This is a genomic window from Phycisphaerales bacterium (assembly GCA_016716475.1).
GTDB lineage: Bacteria > Planctomycetota > Phycisphaerae > UBA1845 > Fen-1342 > JADJWG01.
Window position 1 is genome coordinate 138554 of record JADJWG010000001.1, and the last position, 15744, is coordinate 154297.

16 protein-coding genes are annotated in these 15744 nt (G+C 64.4%); 6 read left to right on the forward strand and 10 right to left on the reverse strand.

The window, feature by feature from the left end; translation table 11 throughout:
• Positions 1 to 88: 88 nt before the first annotated feature.
• On the reverse strand, positions 89 to 433 hold the full coding sequence (locus IPM18_00580; GenBank protein MBK9118093.1) for a hypothetical protein: 345 nt from the start codon (positions 431 to 433) through the stop codon (positions 89 to 91).
• A gap of 185 nt (positions 434 to 618) precedes the next feature.
• Between IPM18_00580 and IPM18_00585 the strand changes: the two genes are divergently transcribed.
• Positions 619 to 1596 (forward strand): calcium/sodium antiporter, encoded by a 978-nt coding sequence (locus tag IPM18_00585; GenBank protein ID MBK9118094.1) that lies wholly within the window; start codon positions 619 to 621, stop codon positions 1594 to 1596.
• Here the strand turns inward: IPM18_00585 and IPM18_00590 are convergent.
• The 4 genes from IPM18_00590 to rsmD are packed head-to-tail and all read right to left on the reverse strand — an operon-like array spanning position 1566 to position 5242.
• Positions 1566 to 2537: an ADP-ribosylglycohydrolase family protein gene (locus IPM18_00590; protein ID MBK9118095.1), complete on the reverse strand. Its 972-nt coding sequence runs from the start codon at positions 2535 to 2537 to the stop codon at positions 1566 to 1568. The two genes, IPM18_00585 and IPM18_00590, sit on opposite strands and share 31 nt — an antisense overlap.
• A gap of 29 nt (positions 2538 to 2566) precedes the next feature.
• Entirely contained in the window at positions 2567 to 3733 is a 1167-nt protein-coding gene (locus tag IPM18_00595; protein ID MBK9118096.1) for an amidohydrolase, read from the reverse strand.
• A 58-nt stretch (positions 3734 to 3791) separates the two neighbouring features.
• Entirely contained in the window at positions 3792 to 4604 is an 813-nt protein-coding gene (locus IPM18_00600) for a hypothetical protein (protein MBK9118097.1), read from the reverse strand.
• Between the two features lie 53 nt (positions 4605 to 4657).
• The gene (gene rsmD / locus IPM18_00605) at positions 4658 to 5242 is read right to left on the reverse strand and encodes a 16S rRNA (guanine(966)-N(2))-methyltransferase RsmD (protein MBK9118098.1); all 585 of its coding nucleotides are present in this window, start codon (positions 5240 to 5242) and stop codon (positions 4658 to 4660) included.
• A 91-nt stretch (positions 5243 to 5333) separates the two neighbouring features.
• On the opposite strand from rsmD, the gene IPM18_00610 reads away from it, so the two are divergent.
• The 3 genes from IPM18_00610 (at position 5334) to IPM18_00620 (ending at position 8181) form a co-directional block, all read left to right on the forward strand.
• Positions 5334 to 6086, forward strand: coding sequence for a hypothetical protein (locus IPM18_00610; protein MBK9118099.1), 753 nt, complete (start codon positions 5334 to 5336; stop codon positions 6084 to 6086).
• Between the two features lie 348 nt (positions 6087 to 6434).
• Positions 6435 to 6722 (forward strand): hypothetical protein, encoded by a 288-nt coding sequence (locus tag IPM18_00615; GenBank protein ID MBK9118100.1) that lies wholly within the window; start codon positions 6435 to 6437, stop codon positions 6720 to 6722.
• A 499-nt stretch (positions 6723 to 7221) separates the two neighbouring features.
• Positions 7222 to 8181, forward strand: a complete 960-nt coding sequence (locus IPM18_00620) for a prepilin-type N-terminal cleavage/methylation domain-containing protein (GenBank protein ID MBK9118101.1) — start codon at positions 7222 to 7224, stop codon at positions 8179 to 8181.
• A gap of 76 nt (positions 8182 to 8257) precedes the next feature.
• Here IPM18_00620 and IPM18_00625 read toward each other — a convergent pair whose 3' ends face one another.
• The gene (locus IPM18_00625) at positions 8258 to 10633 is read right to left on the reverse strand and encodes a DEAD/DEAH box helicase (protein MBK9118102.1); all 2376 of its coding nucleotides are present in this window, start codon (positions 10631 to 10633) and stop codon (positions 8258 to 8260) included.
• 394 nt (positions 10634 to 11027) lie between these two features.
• Between IPM18_00625 and IPM18_00630 the strand changes: the two genes are divergently transcribed.
• Positions 11028 to 11981, forward strand: a complete 954-nt coding sequence (locus IPM18_00630) for a prepilin-type N-terminal cleavage/methylation domain-containing protein (GenBank protein MBK9118103.1) — start codon at positions 11028 to 11030, stop codon at positions 11979 to 11981.
• Between the two features lie 146 nt (positions 11982 to 12127).
• Positions 12128 to 12556 (forward strand): hypothetical protein, encoded by a 429-nt coding sequence (locus tag IPM18_00635; protein MBK9118104.1) that lies wholly within the window; start codon positions 12128 to 12130, stop codon positions 12554 to 12556.
• A gap of 78 nt (positions 12557 to 12634) precedes the next feature.
• Here IPM18_00635 and IPM18_00640 read toward each other — a convergent pair whose 3' ends face one another.
• The 4 genes from IPM18_00640 to IPM18_00655 form a co-directional block, all read right to left on the reverse strand.
• A complete protein-coding gene (locus IPM18_00640; GenBank protein MBK9118105.1) occupies positions 12635 to 13093 on the reverse strand; it encodes a hypothetical protein in 459 nt (152 codons plus the stop codon).
• A gap of 68 nt (positions 13094 to 13161) precedes the next feature.
• Positions 13162 to 14433 (reverse strand): CCA tRNA nucleotidyltransferase, encoded by a 1272-nt coding sequence (locus IPM18_00645; GenBank protein MBK9118106.1) that lies wholly within the window; start codon positions 14431 to 14433, stop codon positions 13162 to 13164.
• Positions 14434 to 14592: 159 nt separating this feature from the next.
• Positions 14593 to 15075 carry a 30S ribosomal protein S7 gene (rpsG, locus tag IPM18_00650; protein ID MBK9118107.1) on the reverse strand — a complete coding sequence of 161 codons (483 nt, stop codon included), beginning with the start codon at positions 15073 to 15075 and terminating at the stop codon, positions 14593 to 14595.
• Positions 15076 to 15127: 52 nt separating this feature from the next.
• Positions 15128 to 15520 carry a 30S ribosomal protein S12 gene (locus IPM18_00655; protein MBK9118108.1) on the reverse strand — a complete coding sequence of 131 codons (393 nt, stop codon included), beginning with the start codon at positions 15518 to 15520 and terminating at the stop codon, positions 15128 to 15130.
• Positions 15521 to 15744: the final 224 nt, after the last annotated feature.

A 15744-nucleotide genomic window follows, 5' to 3' on the forward strand; every position in this document is an offset into this window, starting at 1 on the left:
GCAGGTTCGATTCCGGCGCAGCGCAACGCTGCCAAGCCGTGCAGACACGCAGGTTGTTGATGGGATTTTGTGCGTCGCGTGTCGACGTCTAGATGAGGAACCTGCAGAGCTGGGCACAACTGGCGCCAAGCCATGGGTGCAGCCGAGGGAGGGTGGCGGCACCTGAGTGCCACATGGGAGCGCTCGGTGTCGCGAAGTGCTCAAACCCAGACGCGCTAAAGCTGTCGATCCGGTCGGTGCGCGAGAGGGGCTTACGATCGCCGGGCAAGGTCGCCAGGTAGAACGCTGGTGCGTCGGAAAGGCAAAGCGCAGCAACTTCGGTCTGCGCGTCCTGTCCACTCACTTGCGGCCGCAGCAGTTGCGGCGCAGCCCACGGCCACGCCGCGACCAGCGCCAGCAAAGCGGTGAACGAACGTTTCGTGAGGAGGTCCATATGCAATGCTCTTGCTGAATAGTATAGCATGACTGCGGTCCGTGCTGCGGCAGCCGTCCCGGGTAGAAGAATCGTCACCTTTTGTACGCGCGAACTCTGCCCGGCGGGGATAGTCTGTCGGATGCACGCCGCGTGCCCGCCCGTAACCCGGGATGCGGCGCTAGTGATCCGTCGGAGTTCGTGCCGTGTGGTTGACGCTCGGCCTCTTCCTTTTGGGGTTGGTGCTGCTGGTGGCCGGTGCGGAAGCCCTGGTGCGAGGTGCCGCCCGTCTGGCCGCCGCGGCGGGCATGTCGTCTCTTGTCATCGGGCTGACCGTCGTCGCGTTCGGTACCAGTGCCCCGGAGCTGGCCGTTAGCGTCGGCGCCAGTCTCGCCAACCAAGCCGATCTGGCGCTCGGAAACGTGGTCGGTAGCAACATCTTCAACGTGCTGCTGATCCTGGGGGTATCGGCGTGCATCACCCCCCTGATCGTGCATGCGCAGTTGCTCCGCGCCGACCTGTGGATCATGCTCGGAGTATCCGCCTTGCCACTCCTCATGGGACTCGACGGCCGAATCAGTCGCACCGACGGCCTGATCCTGCTTGCCGGCATCGCGGGTTACACGGGCTGGTCGATCCAGGCGGGCCGCCGCGCCGCGGGTACAACGCTCCATTCCGGGGAAGCCGCGACCGCCGGCGAGCCCACGCACAAACATGGGGCCCTGCTCAGTTCACTCGGACTGGTGGTCCTGGGACTCGCCCTGTTGGTCATCGGTGCGCGCTGGCTCGTCGCAGGCGCAGTCGAGATCGCAAGTGCGCTGGGTGTCAGCGAGTGGGTCATCGGCCTTACCATCGTGGCCGCGGGCACGTCACTACCCGAAGTGGCGACGTCGGTGGTCGCGGCCGTGCGCGGCGAACGTGACATCGCGGTGGGCAACGTCGTCGGCAGTAACATCTTCAATATCCTGGCCGTGCTTGGGGCCGCGGCGGCGGTCGGGGATGGCGGAGTTCACGTGAGTCCGGCCGCATTGCGCTTCGATCTACCCGTCATGCTGCTGGTGGCCGCCGCGTGCCTGCCAATCTTCTTTACGGGCCGGCGCGTCGATCGCTGGGAAGGCGCGGCGTTTCTCGGGGCCTACGTGGCCTACACCGCTTACCTCCTTTCGCGTTCGGCGGCCGCATAGAGGCGTCCGGCCAGTTCACGCAAGCCCGCCGAGTTTTCCACCATTTCACGCCACGCGGGTGGAATCGCCGCTACTCCATTCCGTGCGCCGCTGATCGCTCCGCTGATACAGCCGATCGTGTCAGAATCACCGTTCGTGTTCACAGCCGTAAGGACAGTGGCCTTGAAGTCGTACGGCGTACGGCAGACGCAATACAATGCACTCGCGACGGCCTCCTCACCCACCCAAGCTTCGCCGAGTTCCCCGTGGATGAGTACCTCGTCCGGCGCGCGCGCCAACCGCTCCGGCACGCGGGCGACCCATGCGGCCAATTCCTCGCCCTCCGGCAGTGTCCGCATGATTGCTACCAGCCGTGCAGGGTACTCGCCCGGATCATCGCCACGCACCGCCCAGGCGACGAGTAAAGCGGTCGCGACAGCCGCGGCACACGCGGTTGGGTGGCCGTGGGTGGGCAGCGCACTGGCGCGTGCTACCTCGATGAGTCGCGCCTCGTCCGCGCGGAAATACAAACCGATGGGCGCACTGCGCATCGCGGTGCCACAACCCTTCGAGTCCGGGACCCCGGCTTCCCGCCACGGCACGCCACGGGCCAACCGTTCGCAACCGGCCGAGCAGGACTGCCCCGGAGCACGGTCGTTGTCCGGCGCGCGATGCCAGGCCACGAAACGGGCGGCCATGGCTACCATCAGTTGATCGAGCGGTCCGCCGCCAGCTTCGAGCAGGGCCTCGGCCACTGCGATCGACATCTGGGTGTCATCGGAATACGTACCGGCGGGGTGGCGCTCCGCGGGGACCAGGTCGGTAACTCCGGCGGGGCCGTATCGCGCCCTGATCTCTGCAACCGACAGAAACTCCGTCGGCCAACCCAGCGCGTCGCCCACGGCGAGCCCAAGCAGACACCCCTCAAACCGAGCGCGGAGCGGGTCGATCATGGTGTCCATGAGGCACCTCCCATGGGCCGTGTACTGGGCTAACCGGCCATGCCCAGGCGAGCCAGCAGCGCCACCCCCAGCGGGAGCGCGGCCTCATCGACGTTAAATCGCGGGTGATGATGGGGATAGCGGCAGTCCAGTGCTTCGTTCCGCGCCCCGAGGAACAGAAACGCAGACGGCACCTGCGCGGCGTAGTACGCGAAGTCCTCCGCCCCGCCTTGAGGCGCGAGCAGCATGATCTGCTCTTCGGTCCAGCCGAGTTCGCGGGCCAGGTCAAGCGCGGTGGTCACCGCGCCGCCATCGTTCACCAGCGGCGGATACCCCGGTTGAAACACGATTTCGACGGTCGCGCCATGCGCACGGGCAATGCCTTCCGCAAGCTCACGCAGCCGGTGCGTGACCGTTGCCGCAACCTCCTCGGACAACGCACGAAGCGTCCCCACGGCCTCGGCGCGCGACGGGATGACATTGTGTGTGGAACCGGCCTGCACGCGCGTAATCGTGACCACAGCGCTGTCCGTCATCGCCAACGAGCGACTCACGACGGTCTGGGCCGCGAGGATGAACTCGGCCAGCACGACGATCGGGTCGATGCACTGCTGCGGCATCGCCGCATGGCCACCGCGCCCATTGAAGATGACGCGCAGGTTCGTAACACCCGACATGAACGGTCCCGGCCGGGTTCCGAGGGTACCGCAGGGCATCTCTGACCAGATGTGCACACCATAGGCCCGGGCGACACCTTCGAGCACCCCTGCGGCGATCATTGGCTGCGCCCCCCCAGGAGGCGATTCCTCGCTTGGCTGAAAGATGAACCGCACTGGTCGCAACAGTTCCGCGCGCCGCTCCACCAGCAGCTCCGCTGCACCGAGCAGCATTGCGGTGTGGGCATCGTGTCCACATGCGTGCATCACACCCGGGCGTTGGGAACGGTATGGAATGTCGCTCTCTTCCTCGATTGGCAGGGCATCCATATCGGCCCGCAACGCCACCACCGGACCACTGCCGGCCGGTAACGTTGCGGAGACGCCGTACGTCCCACCGAGTCGTTCCTGTGGTTCAAGTCCAAGCGCGCGCAGGCGATCGGCTACGAACCGCGCTGTTTCTTCCTCCTGGCCGCTGAGTTCGGGATGGGCGTGCAGGTGCCGGCGGAACGCCACGAGACGCTCTGAAAGGGCTGCGGCCGCGCAGCGTAGACTTGCCATACCAACTCCTCCGCCGGTTGAGAGCGGATGCGCGCCGACTGCGGAGCGCTCGCAATCCTCAGGGTTCGTCGGCGATTTCAACCCGGTCCCGCGGAGCCAACGTTTCGCCGCATTCGGGACAGCGCAGATTCGACTGGCCGGTGGTACGGTCGAAATCCTGGACCCAGTCACCGCCGGGCAGCGCCACCCGATCGATCTGGCCGTCGGCCGTGTACTGGTAGCGCACCTGGATCGGGCCGTGTGTCCGACATTGGAACCGCACCGTCGCCCAAAACGAATCCGCGGCGCACTCCGGACATTTCCGCGGTCCTACAGCAGCGGCGGCGCGCTCCTGGTGTTCGCACTCCGAACAGATCCACGTTACCCGAAACGAGAATGCGGTGCGGCGTGGCCCGCGAATAAAGAGCCGTTCCCCCGTGCGCGGGCAGACCAACGGCGTGACATTTCCGGAGGCGTCGTACGCCGGCTGCCACGGACCAGCACCGATCCGCAGATGGGTATGATCGCCCTCTTCGTTGTACTGGTAGGCCACCGGCACGGTCGCACCCGATTCCGTGTCGAAATCGAGCGAAACCCAGAGCGTGCGGGCTTTGCAGTTGGGGCAGGAGCGCGGGCCTGTCCCGCCCGGGGCGGCAACCCGGTGGTCGCAGGTAAGACAGCGCCAGTCCGCCTCATAATCGAAATCCACGATGCGACGCGCCGTCGGCGCCTCGTCATCGGAACTCCCGGCCGCACCCCCCGGCGCGGCCCCGCGCTGCTCACAGCCGGCTAACAGGGTTGCGCTCGCAACCATGCACACCCCTACAGCTCGCTGCACGAATCCAACCGCAGAACGGCTCGGCCATACTGCGGTGAGGCGGGTTGGATTCATTCTGTGGTACTCCTTCGTCAACACTGAGCTCGTACCCGATTGCAGCGCTCCGGTCAGTCCGGTTGGCCGCGCACCAGGAACAGCAGCCGCATCCGCCCGATTTCCCGTTCGTCCGCAATTCGTAGCAGGTGCAGGTCGGCACCGGAGGGTGGCGTCGCCGTCGTCTCCTGTCGGAATACGATCAGCCCATCGGCTGCCAGGCCCAATGAAAGTCGCTCCAGCAGGTCAGACACGCGCGCGGGTTCGGTCGCGTCCCGGTAGGGTGGATCGACGAACATCAGACCATAACCCGGCTCCACACGAATCAACCGCAGTGTCCACGCGTTATCGGTCCGGACGAAGGCCCGGTCCTGAAGCCCCAGCTTGTTAATGTTCTCACGTAGCGCCGACACCGCCCGCCGGTCGCGCTCCACAAATGTGCAAGTGGCCGCACCCCGTGAAAGGGCCTCGATACCCAGCGAACCGGGTCCACTGAATAGATCGAGCACGGCGACATCCGGCAGAGTTCCGGGGGTGCCGAAGCGGTGACCGAGAATATTGAACAACGTCTCCTTGGCCCGGTCGGTAATCGGCCGGGTGGTGTCACCCGGCGGGGCGGCGAGCAACCGTCCGCGAAATGTGCCCGCCACAACCCGCACGACCGCACTCTCCAGCACACGATTCGCCAACCGCCCGTTACGGGGCAGGGAACTGATGAAGCCCGGCGGGCCGACCGATACGCCAGATAACATGATACGCGATCTGCGCTTCATCCTCGACGGTTGGGAGTATGAACCAGGCAAGATCTCGGTGCGCAAGATCATCGGCCGTGACGGCCGAGAGAAGGTCCAGACGCGGATCGACCTCGGGCTGCTGCAGTTCGAATACGCCGGACGGCCGGATGGTCAACGTCCCATGGATTGCGAATCGCTCTTGCAGCATCACGAGCACCGGCTGCAGCGGCATGTGGAACAGTACGGCGACGATGAGGACTTCGTCCTGACACCGGAAGAGTGCCAGGAGTTGCGGCACGAAGCCTACCTTTATTACCAGCGGTACTTGTCGCTGTTCGTACTTGAGGAGTACGCCGGTGTGGTGCGCGACACCGCCCGCAACCTGCGTGTGGTCGAACTATGTGAGCGTTATGCTGCCGTGGAGCACGACCGCGCCCTGGTGCGCGAGCAGCGCGGCTACGTGACCATGATGAATGCACGGGCGCGGGCGCACTTGCGTTGGGAACAGGAACACCCGGACGATGCGCTGCAGATCGTGGAAGATGCGTTGGGCGCACTCGAGGCCCTGGCTGACGAGGCCGACGGTATCGGGACACAGGACGGCGAGCTGCGCGTGCTGCACAAGCTCCGGCGCGAGATTTTGGAAAGTCTGCCTGTCACGGCCCCTGCGCGGCTCAAGACCGAACTGAACGCCGCCCTGGCCGCGGAGGACTACGAGCGCGCCGCACTGCTGCGGGACGCATTGGCCCAGCAGGGGCGGGCAGGGTAGCGCCCCATCCAGCAACGATTCAGACGCGCGACGAACCCACACTCGTTCCCCTGCCACCAGAGCCGACGCCGCGACAGCAATTCTCGGAACCCACCCCGGTTTACCGATTCCGCACGCCTCCCTCAACAGTCTCAACGGCGGTCATTTCCCATAACAGATGCCGATGCACCGGCTAGGTGGACCGTTGCAGACGTCACCCCCGCCACGGTCCGGAGCCCTGCGCAAGATCCGGGTGGGGCCCGGGTTGCGCGGGGTATAATTCGCACGACCGCCACGTGAGGGTAGCGGTCAACACCCGAATGGCTGCCCGACCCACAGCCCGGTGACTCCCGAGAGGAGGAAAGAAGCATGAACGAGTCGGATTTCCAGAAGCGGCTCGCGGAGCTGGTGGACGAGATCGAGACGCTGCCCGAGGGTGAGCGGGAGCGCTTGCGAAAGCTGGCGGATGAGACCCGTGACCGTCATGACCAGATTCGCAAGAGCGTGAGCAGCTTGCAGGAAAGCATCGATTTCCTGCGGCTGGGGATCAAGTACATGCTCTTTGACCTGGAGGCGACCCGCCGCGAAAACAGTTACCTGCGGAAGATGCTCGAGCAGGATCCCAACTCGAACAAGGATCCCGAAAAGGAGGAATAGTCCTCACCTCGATGGCGCCCCATGGCGGCGTCGTCAAGCCCCACAGACGTAGAATTGCCGTAAGGAGTACCCCTCCAAGCCATCTGCCGGTCCGGTAGCACCCCGGATCGTCCTGCGCGACCCACCCGACCGTGCAGCGGGAAAACTGCCGGCTTCCGACGGTGCCGCGGTGAGCCCGGTGAGGCAATCCTCACCGGGCTTGTCGTATGGTCACCGTACACCCCTGGCCAGCTCCGGTACAACCCAGGCACAGGCATCCCGGCGTGCTCCGCCAACCCGTTTGGGACCGGTCCTCCGCACCGTGCGTACCGGAAAAAGAGTGGCCTGCATCCCAAACGTGCGGTATGATGCATATAGTGGTCATGTCTCCAGCGGGCTGCTGGCGGAGTACGAGCGTCATTTCAACAGCGGCTGGAAGGGATGCGCACGGGTGGTGCGCCCATATCTGCCTCGGATACCGGTTGTCGGGCCGACAGGCCGGTGAAGAAGGAGTTGGCACATGCAGCGACGACGTTTCAGCGGTACGCGGGGCTTTACGCTGATCGAACTACTGGTAGTTGTTGCGATCATCGCCCTGCTGATCTCCATCCTCCTACCCTCCTTGCGCGATGCACGCGAGCAGGCCAAGGTGGCCAAGTGTCTCGCCAACTATCGCACGCTGATGCAAGGCACCGTCCAGTACCTCATCGAGTGGCAGGACGGCTTCCCCTTTGAAATGCGGAACACGCCCGGTTGGCTCGGTATCTGCACCTGGATGTACGGTGGCGCCACCGGCCTCGACGATTACTACCGCACGTACAATGGCGGGCTCTTTCACATCCCGATCCAGAACCGGCCGCTCAATCGGTACTTGATCGGGACCGAACCCGAGCTGGACGTCATGGACGGGAACACGATCATCAAGCGCACGGAGATGCCGTTCCTCGCGTGCCCGTCCGACACCAAGCGCTACAACAGCCCCAACTTCAACATCCTGAACGCTGAACCGGTCGCACCTGGTTCCTATACGGCCCTCGGCACGAGCTACCATTACAACCTGCATGCCATCTCGGGTGACACCTCGGCCTTCAGTTGGCAGCAACGGCCCTCCAGTCCGTGGTACGGCCCCGGCAAGTGGGACGAACGCGGCCGCGAGCTGATGCGTTCCGTGTTGCGCCGTCACGCCAGCACGTTTGTGATGTTCCTCGAAGATCCGATGGACTACGGCCTCAAGCACATGGTGCCGGTCGTCGGTTCACACGGGAAGTTCAACCGTCACGCGACTGGCTACCTCGATGGACACGCCATTTACGGTGTCGTGGACACGCGTGGCTGGTGTGGTACGGGCTGGAGTGCCATCAACCCCGACTGGGTCTGGAACTTTGGACAGCCCCGACCCGCCGCCGCCAACTACATGCCGACGATTCTGCAGGGCATGACACCGTCGCCCGCCCGTCGCACGTGCAACCCGCCGCGGTAGATGCAGCCGAACGCCTGGCTCCTCATACCCAGCACCGGTGTACGGGTTTCAAGACCCGTTCCCCGGTGCTGTGTGTTTACGCCCGGGCGAACGCCTGGCGCGCGGGAGTGACTTGTGGCGGCGCGGGGGCGGTTCCTTCACACCATGTGGACAGCAGCGCCACGACAGCGGCCTTCTCTGGAATCGCGTAGCCATGGCCGAGATCGGGGTCATGGTGAATCGGGATCCGCAGGTTGGGCGGACCCACGCAGGCCGGGCAGCCGCGGTCGCACGGGCAATCGCGGACGAGCCGCCATGCCAATTGCAGCAGTTCGTGCGCGTGCTCGAACCCGTGCCGCGCGTAGCCGACGCCGCCCTCGTAACGGTCATAAAGGATAATCGTGCTCGCACCGAGCTGGGCCGTGTCCACAACGCCACCGATGTCGTACCGATCGCACATCGCGAGTGGCGGGAGAGCTACGCACAGCAGATTCCGCAGGCCGTTGAGACCCTCATGCACCTTGAAACCTGCTTCGCGCGTCGCAGCGCAGGCCGCCGGGGGCGGCTGCAACCACACCCCGACCGTGTGGATCTCCTGCGCCGGCAGATCGAGCACGGTCTGCCCAATCTGCTCCTGCGTATACAGCTTGAACTTCTGGAACGCGACCGTCTGCCATTTCACCCGGACGTCACCGCAGTAACGTTGCCCGCCGAGCAGCTCGGCGACGTGCCGCTCCGTGAGAATGCGGCACTCGTCGGCCAGCACCGGCTGGGTGTAGTAGTCCGCGTTGAGCCGCTCGACACGCGCCAGCCGAGCGGCCCAATCCAGTTCCCGTACGATGAAGCTCTCCCCCTGGTGCAGATACACCGCCTCCGGATAGATCAGCTCCGGCGCCGAGATGGAGTCGACCTGCCCAATGACCTCGTTCCGCCCACCGGTCGCGTCGACGATCGAGAATGTCGCCGTGCTGGTGGTGCGGAGACTGGTCTGCCTGGCAGGAAACTCCGGACTCGCCCAGTAGTAGCGCTCGGCGGTGTACCGCAGCTCGCACTCCTCCGCGAGCGCGGTCGCGACAGCCGTAGCGGTGGAACCCAATCGATCCAGATCCTCCGCGGTCAGGGGCAGCTCGAATGCCGCACAACGAAGTTGCGCCGCGAGGATCTGCGGATTCTGCGGATCGATCACGGCGTGTTCGAGCGGTTGGGCGAACATGAAGTCGGGGTGACGCATCAGGTACTGATCCACCGGTTCATCGTAGGCAATGAACACGACCAGTGCGTCGGACTGCCGCCGTCCTGCTCGGCCGGCCTGCTGCCACAAACTGCAAAGCGTACCGGGAAATCCCACGACGATGGCCGCGTCCAGCGCACCGACGTCGATTCCAAGCTCCAGTGCATTCGTACTGCAGACACCCAGTAATTCGCCCCGGAAAAGCTGCTGCTCAATCGCGCGTCGCTCGCTCGGCAGATACCCGCCGCGGTACGGCCGCACGCGTTTCGCGAGGTCCGGCCGACGCCGTCGCAGGGCCTCCACAAGGTAGGTGTACAACAACTCGGCCACAACGCGCGCCTTCGTGAAAGCGATCGTTCCAGCCCCCTCCTCGATGAGCGCCTGCATGAGATGTTGCGCTTCGACGTTTCCGCTGCGCCGCGCAACCGGGTTCTTCGGATCGACCCACGGTGGATTCCAGAGAACGACGGTGCGCGGACCGCAAGGCGACGTGTCCTGGTCGACGAGCACGAGCTCGTCGCTGCCGATCAGTTGACCCGCCAGGGCGCGCGGGTTGCCGAGCGTGGCCGAGCAGCAGATGAAGCGCGGTGCGGAGCCATAGTGGGCACACAGACGCTGCAGCCGGCGCAGCACGTTGGCGACATGACTACCGAAGATGCCGCGGTACGAATGAATCTCGTCCAGGATGACATAGCGCAGCTCCGCGAAGAACGGTGCCCACTTGGCATGGTACGGTAGCACGCTCTGGTGCAGCATGTCCGGATTGCTCAGCAGCAGGTTCGCGCTGCGGCGGATCCCCGGCCGCTTGTGGGTTGGGGTATCGCCGTCGTAGCACGCCGGACGCAGGAAGGCGCCGAGTTGGCCTGCGAACCCCCAGCGCTCCAGCGCTCCGAGCTGGTCGTGGGCCAGCGCCTTGGCGGGCGAAAGGTAGAGCGCCCGGGCCGTGGGAACTTCGAGCAGTTCCGCCAGCACCGGCACCTGGTAGCACAGACTCTTGCCCGACGCGGTGCCGGTTGCAATCACGACATGGCTGCCGGCGCGGACCGCATCGATCGCCCGCGCCTGGTGCGCGTAGAACTGCGTGATCCCGCTGGCGGCCAGCGCGTCCCGGACAAGGTCCGGCAGCGGGTGCGCGAGCTCGGCGAAAATAGCAGTACGAGCAGCCAGTGTTCTTACGGATGCGATCTGCCCTTGGTAGTGTCGCCCGGCCGAGATACGCTTCAGCAACGCGTGGACATCCATGTCCGTACACCTCCATGTAACAAGCCCAGGCCGCCCGTGGGCGTTGCCGTCACAGCGGACCTGGGGTCGGGATGCAAAGGGCTGCCCACATGCTAACATATTCCAAACACTGCCGCTTGCGGTGGGGGCAACTGGTTTTCAGCTTTTCTGACTGAAACGGTTAATTCTCCAAATCCATGTTCTGTCATGAGTTACGCGCACTTTTCACGCTTTGCACTTGACAGCCCCCCTACCCGTGGAACAAAATCGAAACGACATGTCTTTACAAATGTGTTGATTCCGAACTTCGGATGCAGTCCGCGGCTATCTGCCGCGCGGCGCATGGCCTGTCATCGTTTCCGGATCAATACCTGCTACTATTGGCCGAGAGCCGCGATCAGTAAGGAGCGAAGTGATGAGAAGGGCAAACCTAGGTCGTAAGCATGCCTTTACCCTGATCGAGTTGCTGGTGGTGGTGGCAATCATCGCCCTGCTGATCTCGATCCTGCTGCCGTCCCTGCGGGATGCGCGGGAACAGGCCAAAGTGGCCAAGTGCCTTGCTAATTATCGGACTCTGATGCAGGCAACCACATCCTACCTGCTGGAGTGGAAGGACGGTTTCCCGTTCCAGACGACGCCTGGTGGGGGCGGCATCTGCACCTGGATGTATGGCGGCGCAACGGGTCTCGATGAGTATTTCCGCACTTACGCCGGCGGCATCTTCCACATCCCCATCCAGAACCGCCCGCTTAACCGCTACATCCTGGGGACTGAGCCCGAACTCGACATCATGAACGGCTCTGTCATCGTAAAACGGGCCGAGATGCAGTTCCTGGCCTGCCCATCCGACAATAAGGCCTACAACGGCCAGGTCTTCAGCACCTTCAACGTCGAACCCGTTGCGCCCGGTTCCTATGTCGGCGTCGGCACGAGCTACCACTACAACCTGCACGCGATCGTCGGCAATTCCTCGCAGTTTCAATGGCGTGGCGGCCCTTCGGACCCATGGGGCGGTCCCGGCAAGTGGGACGAGCGCGGCCGCGAATTGATGCGCAGCGTGCTCCGACGGCACGCCAGCACCTTTGTAATGTTCCTTGAAGATCCGATGGATTACGGCCTGAACTGGATGCTCCCGGTTACGGGCTGGCACGGTAAGTTCAACCGCCACTCGACCGGTTACCTCGATGGTCACGCTGTGTACGGACCCGTGGATACGCGCGGCTGGTGCGGCGTCGGTTGGACGGCGATCAACCCGGATTGGGTGTGGAACTTTGGGCAGACTAAGCCGTCGATCGCGAATTACCTGCCGTCCATTCTGCCGGGCATGACCCCGGCGGCTTCGCGGCGCACCTGCAATCCGCCCCGCTAGGCACTCTGAACGGTTGACAGTGGATCAGGCGCAAGGCACGATAGGCCCGTGCGGTGGCACGCCCGCCGCGCGGTCCTTTCGTTTTGCGACCCCGCGAACGACACCGAGCGCCGGGCTATCCCCCAGCCAGTTGAAAGGAGTCCAAGTTGAATCCTGCGCTAAAGAATGGCATCCTAATCGTGGTTCTGCTCTTGGTGGTCGGACTCGCCTTCTATTTCTACTCCCGTAACACTGGCGAGGAGGCCCTACCCACCTCGGACGAGTACGCGACACACTGGATGGACGAGGAAACGGAAGAAAGGTTCTCCCTCTCACCGGCTGAACTGCGCAAATGGCAGACGACTCCGGGCAAGTTGCGTGCCCCTGATGACTCCGCCGGCGGTGGCGTCATGGCCATGGGTCCGACCCAGATGGTTTTCAAGAACGATTCGACCGGCAAGTACTCGATCGTCCGGGCCACCATCCACGGCCCAACGGGCAAGTGGTACATCGAACGAGACTCCCGTGGACGCGATGTCCCAATTCCGAAGTGGTTGATCGACTACGAGACCCAGGCCGCCCAGGGTGGTGGGTAGCGGGTCTGCCAGTCGGATCGGTCACCGCCGCAGCAGGTAGAGCCGACTTGCTCTGCGAGTCGCACACTTATTGTTCTGCTATCCCCCCGCCCGGGCGGCATTGAGGCGCGCCGCAAGGTGGCGCGCCTCAGCCACGCTGAAATCCCCATTCAGCATGAGCACACCCCCTTCGAGCGGTGCCCGCAGGCGCGGCGACATGACGAGGGCGCCGTCAATCAGGACCGCGAGGCGTTCTCCGACGAGCGCGCGAGTGCCATAGTCCAGCGCTACAGTCCCGCCCGAGGTAAATTCTACCTTTACAAACGAGCGCTGCGTCCCTTCGAGCGCCGTAGCAGTCAGCACATCCCGCTCCGTGACCAACGGTTCCATTTCGACGAACAGCGGCAACCCGACCTCGTCGACAGTACGAACGAAACCATCGCGCGGTTTCTCGCTCGCGACGTGCAGGCCGAAACGGACCGGCTCTGGGGCTGGGTCCGCCCGCACCCCGACCAACACACAACCCCCCGTACCGCCACACGTCAGGGCGGCGGCCATGAGCACGGCTCCGACCCCACGGTGGCGTTCTGTTGCGCTTCCGTAGTGAAACCTCTGAGTACGTTCCTTCATGGTTGTACCATTCCGCGCCGAAATTCGGCGACCAGCGCCTCCATCCGTTGCAAGGCCGCTGAACGATCCGGTAGTTCCTCGTTGAGTTGGGCCGTGTAAAGCACGTTCAGAATGTCCTTGAACGCCGGCCCGGCAGTGAGGCCGGCCGCCAATAGATCCGAGCCGGTGATCCACGGCGCGGGAGCAATGTCCTGCGGAGCAATGGCCGCAATACGCTCCCGTAGCATAGTGTGTCGCGCTGCGCCATCCGACTGTGCGGTGAGACGGACCGCCATCCACTGCCACAGGTCAAGCCAGTGCGGGTGTGCGCACAAGCGCTTCAACTCGGCCAGCGATAACACAGCCGGATCATCACATGCCGCCTGCTGTGCCACCAGCCAGAGCACCGCGGCCCGCTCGTCGTTGGAGAGGGTCAGGGCGCGGCAGATCTGTTCGAGTTCTGTTGCTCCACGATCGGACAGCAGTACAGCAAGCGACAGCTCAAACGAAGCGTTCGCCGGGAGTGCCTCGAGTGTGACTAGCGCGCTTTCCGCCTGCGCTGCCGCCCATTGTGCCCCCGGCCATAGGTACGGCCGCAAGCCGCAATTGCCGAGCAGCGCCCATGCGGTCGCGCGACTTGGATGGGTCAACATGCGCTGCAACTCATCGCGAACACGCTCAGCCGCTACATCCGCGAGGCGTGGGGCATGTTGGAGGATGGCTGCGGCGGTCGGCTCGGCGAGCACAAAACCCAGTCGTGCGGCAAACCGGACGGCGCGCAGCAGGCGGAGATGGTCCTCGGCGAAGCGGGCGGCGGGATTCCCGATCGCACTCAGACGCCGCGCGACCAGATCGGCGCGCCCTCCCACGTAGTCGTGGAGCATTCCCGCCTGTGGATCCAGGAACATGCCGTTGACAGTGAAGTCGCGGCGGGCGGCATCGTGGCGGGCATCCGACAGGTGCACTACCGCAGGGCGCCGGCCGTCGTGGTAGTCTCCGTCTTCACGAAAGGTCGCCACCTCGACCCAGCGGCCCAAGCTTTGGACAAGCACGACTCCGAAGGCCGCTCCGACCTGCCGCGTGCGCCGAAAGAGCGCGGTGACACGCTCGGGCGGGGCTGAAGTGGCGACGTCATAGTCCTGGGGAACCGTTCCCAGGAGCAAGTCGCGCACGCATCCCCCGGCAAGATAAGCTTCAAAGCCCGCCGCGACGAGCGTACGCACCACGGCCACGGCCGGCTGCGCTTCCGGCGGAAGCACCCCTTCAAACGCGACACACTCTGCGGACATGGTGTGTTATGGTACGTGGGATTGAACCAGCCGTGGAGAGTCGCACGGAGCTGGGGACTGCGAGCGTCCTCAGCCCCTCCGCGGAGCTCATCTCATGAAAAAACCCCGGGCACGCTCAAGCCGGGGTCATTTCGGTAGTCCATTTTGCGACAGGTGTGTTCAGCGCGACCAGCCGAAGTGGGCAAAGGCCTTGTTGGCGTCCGCCATGCGGTGGACCATTTCCCGCTGCTGCATCGCATCACCTTCGCGGCGATAGGCGGCCATGAACTCATCGGCCAGCCGGTGGGACATGGGGCGTCCACTCTTCTTTCGCGTGGCGTCCAGAATCCAGCGAATGGCAAGCGACTGCCGGCGGCGCGGGTTGACCTGCATCGGCACCTGGTAGTTGGCGCCGCCGACGCGCTTCGAACGGACCTCAACGTCGGGCTTGACGTTCTCGATCGCCTTCTCGAAGACCTCGATGGGCGGTACATCCTTGATCTTGTCCGCGATCCGCTCCATCGCGCCGTAGAAAACGCGCTGCGAGACCGACTTCTTGCCGTCCCACATCATGCAGTTGATGAATTTCTGTGCCACGCGGTGGTTGTACCGCGCGTCCCCGCGGAGCTGCTTCGCTGAATTCGTGAAACTCTTGTACGCCATGGTGTCGTGCAATCCCTCAGGCCGGCGCCTGCCGCGGCCGGCTCAGGCCCTGCTACTTCTTCCGCCGCTTGACGCCGTACTTGCTCCGGCTGCGATTGCGCGCCTTGCCTTCCTTGTCGTTCTGCACGGCCGCGCAGTCGAGCTTGCCGCGGACGATGTGGAAACGCACACCGGGCAGGTCGCGTACACGGCCGCCGCGAACGAGGACGATCGAGTGTTCCTGCAGATTGTGGTCGACCCCGGGAATGTAGGCCGTGACTTCCTTGCCGTTCGTCAGGCGCACACGGGCCACCTTTCGCAACGCGGAGTTCGGCTTCTTGGGAGTCTGTGTCTTAACCTGGAGGCAGACCCCCCGCCGGAACGGCGAACGCTCCAGGTCGCGGACCTTGGACTTCGCAGCCACATCCCGGCGCGGGCGGCGCACTAGTTGATTAATCGTCGGCATCGCACTTCCGCTGCTGAACCATAAACCTTATGCCACCAGAATAGCGGCAGATCGTTGAGTATACCGTGCGCTGAGACGCTGCCAAGGCCCCGCCGCTGTGAATTCCTGGCCTCCCGACCGCTGCGGGGTGCCGGGGATCCGCACCATCACCCGACGGGAGGGTCTCCGAACGGACTCATGGGTGCGAACCCGCCCCCGCCATATTCGCATGCTCTTTATTAGCA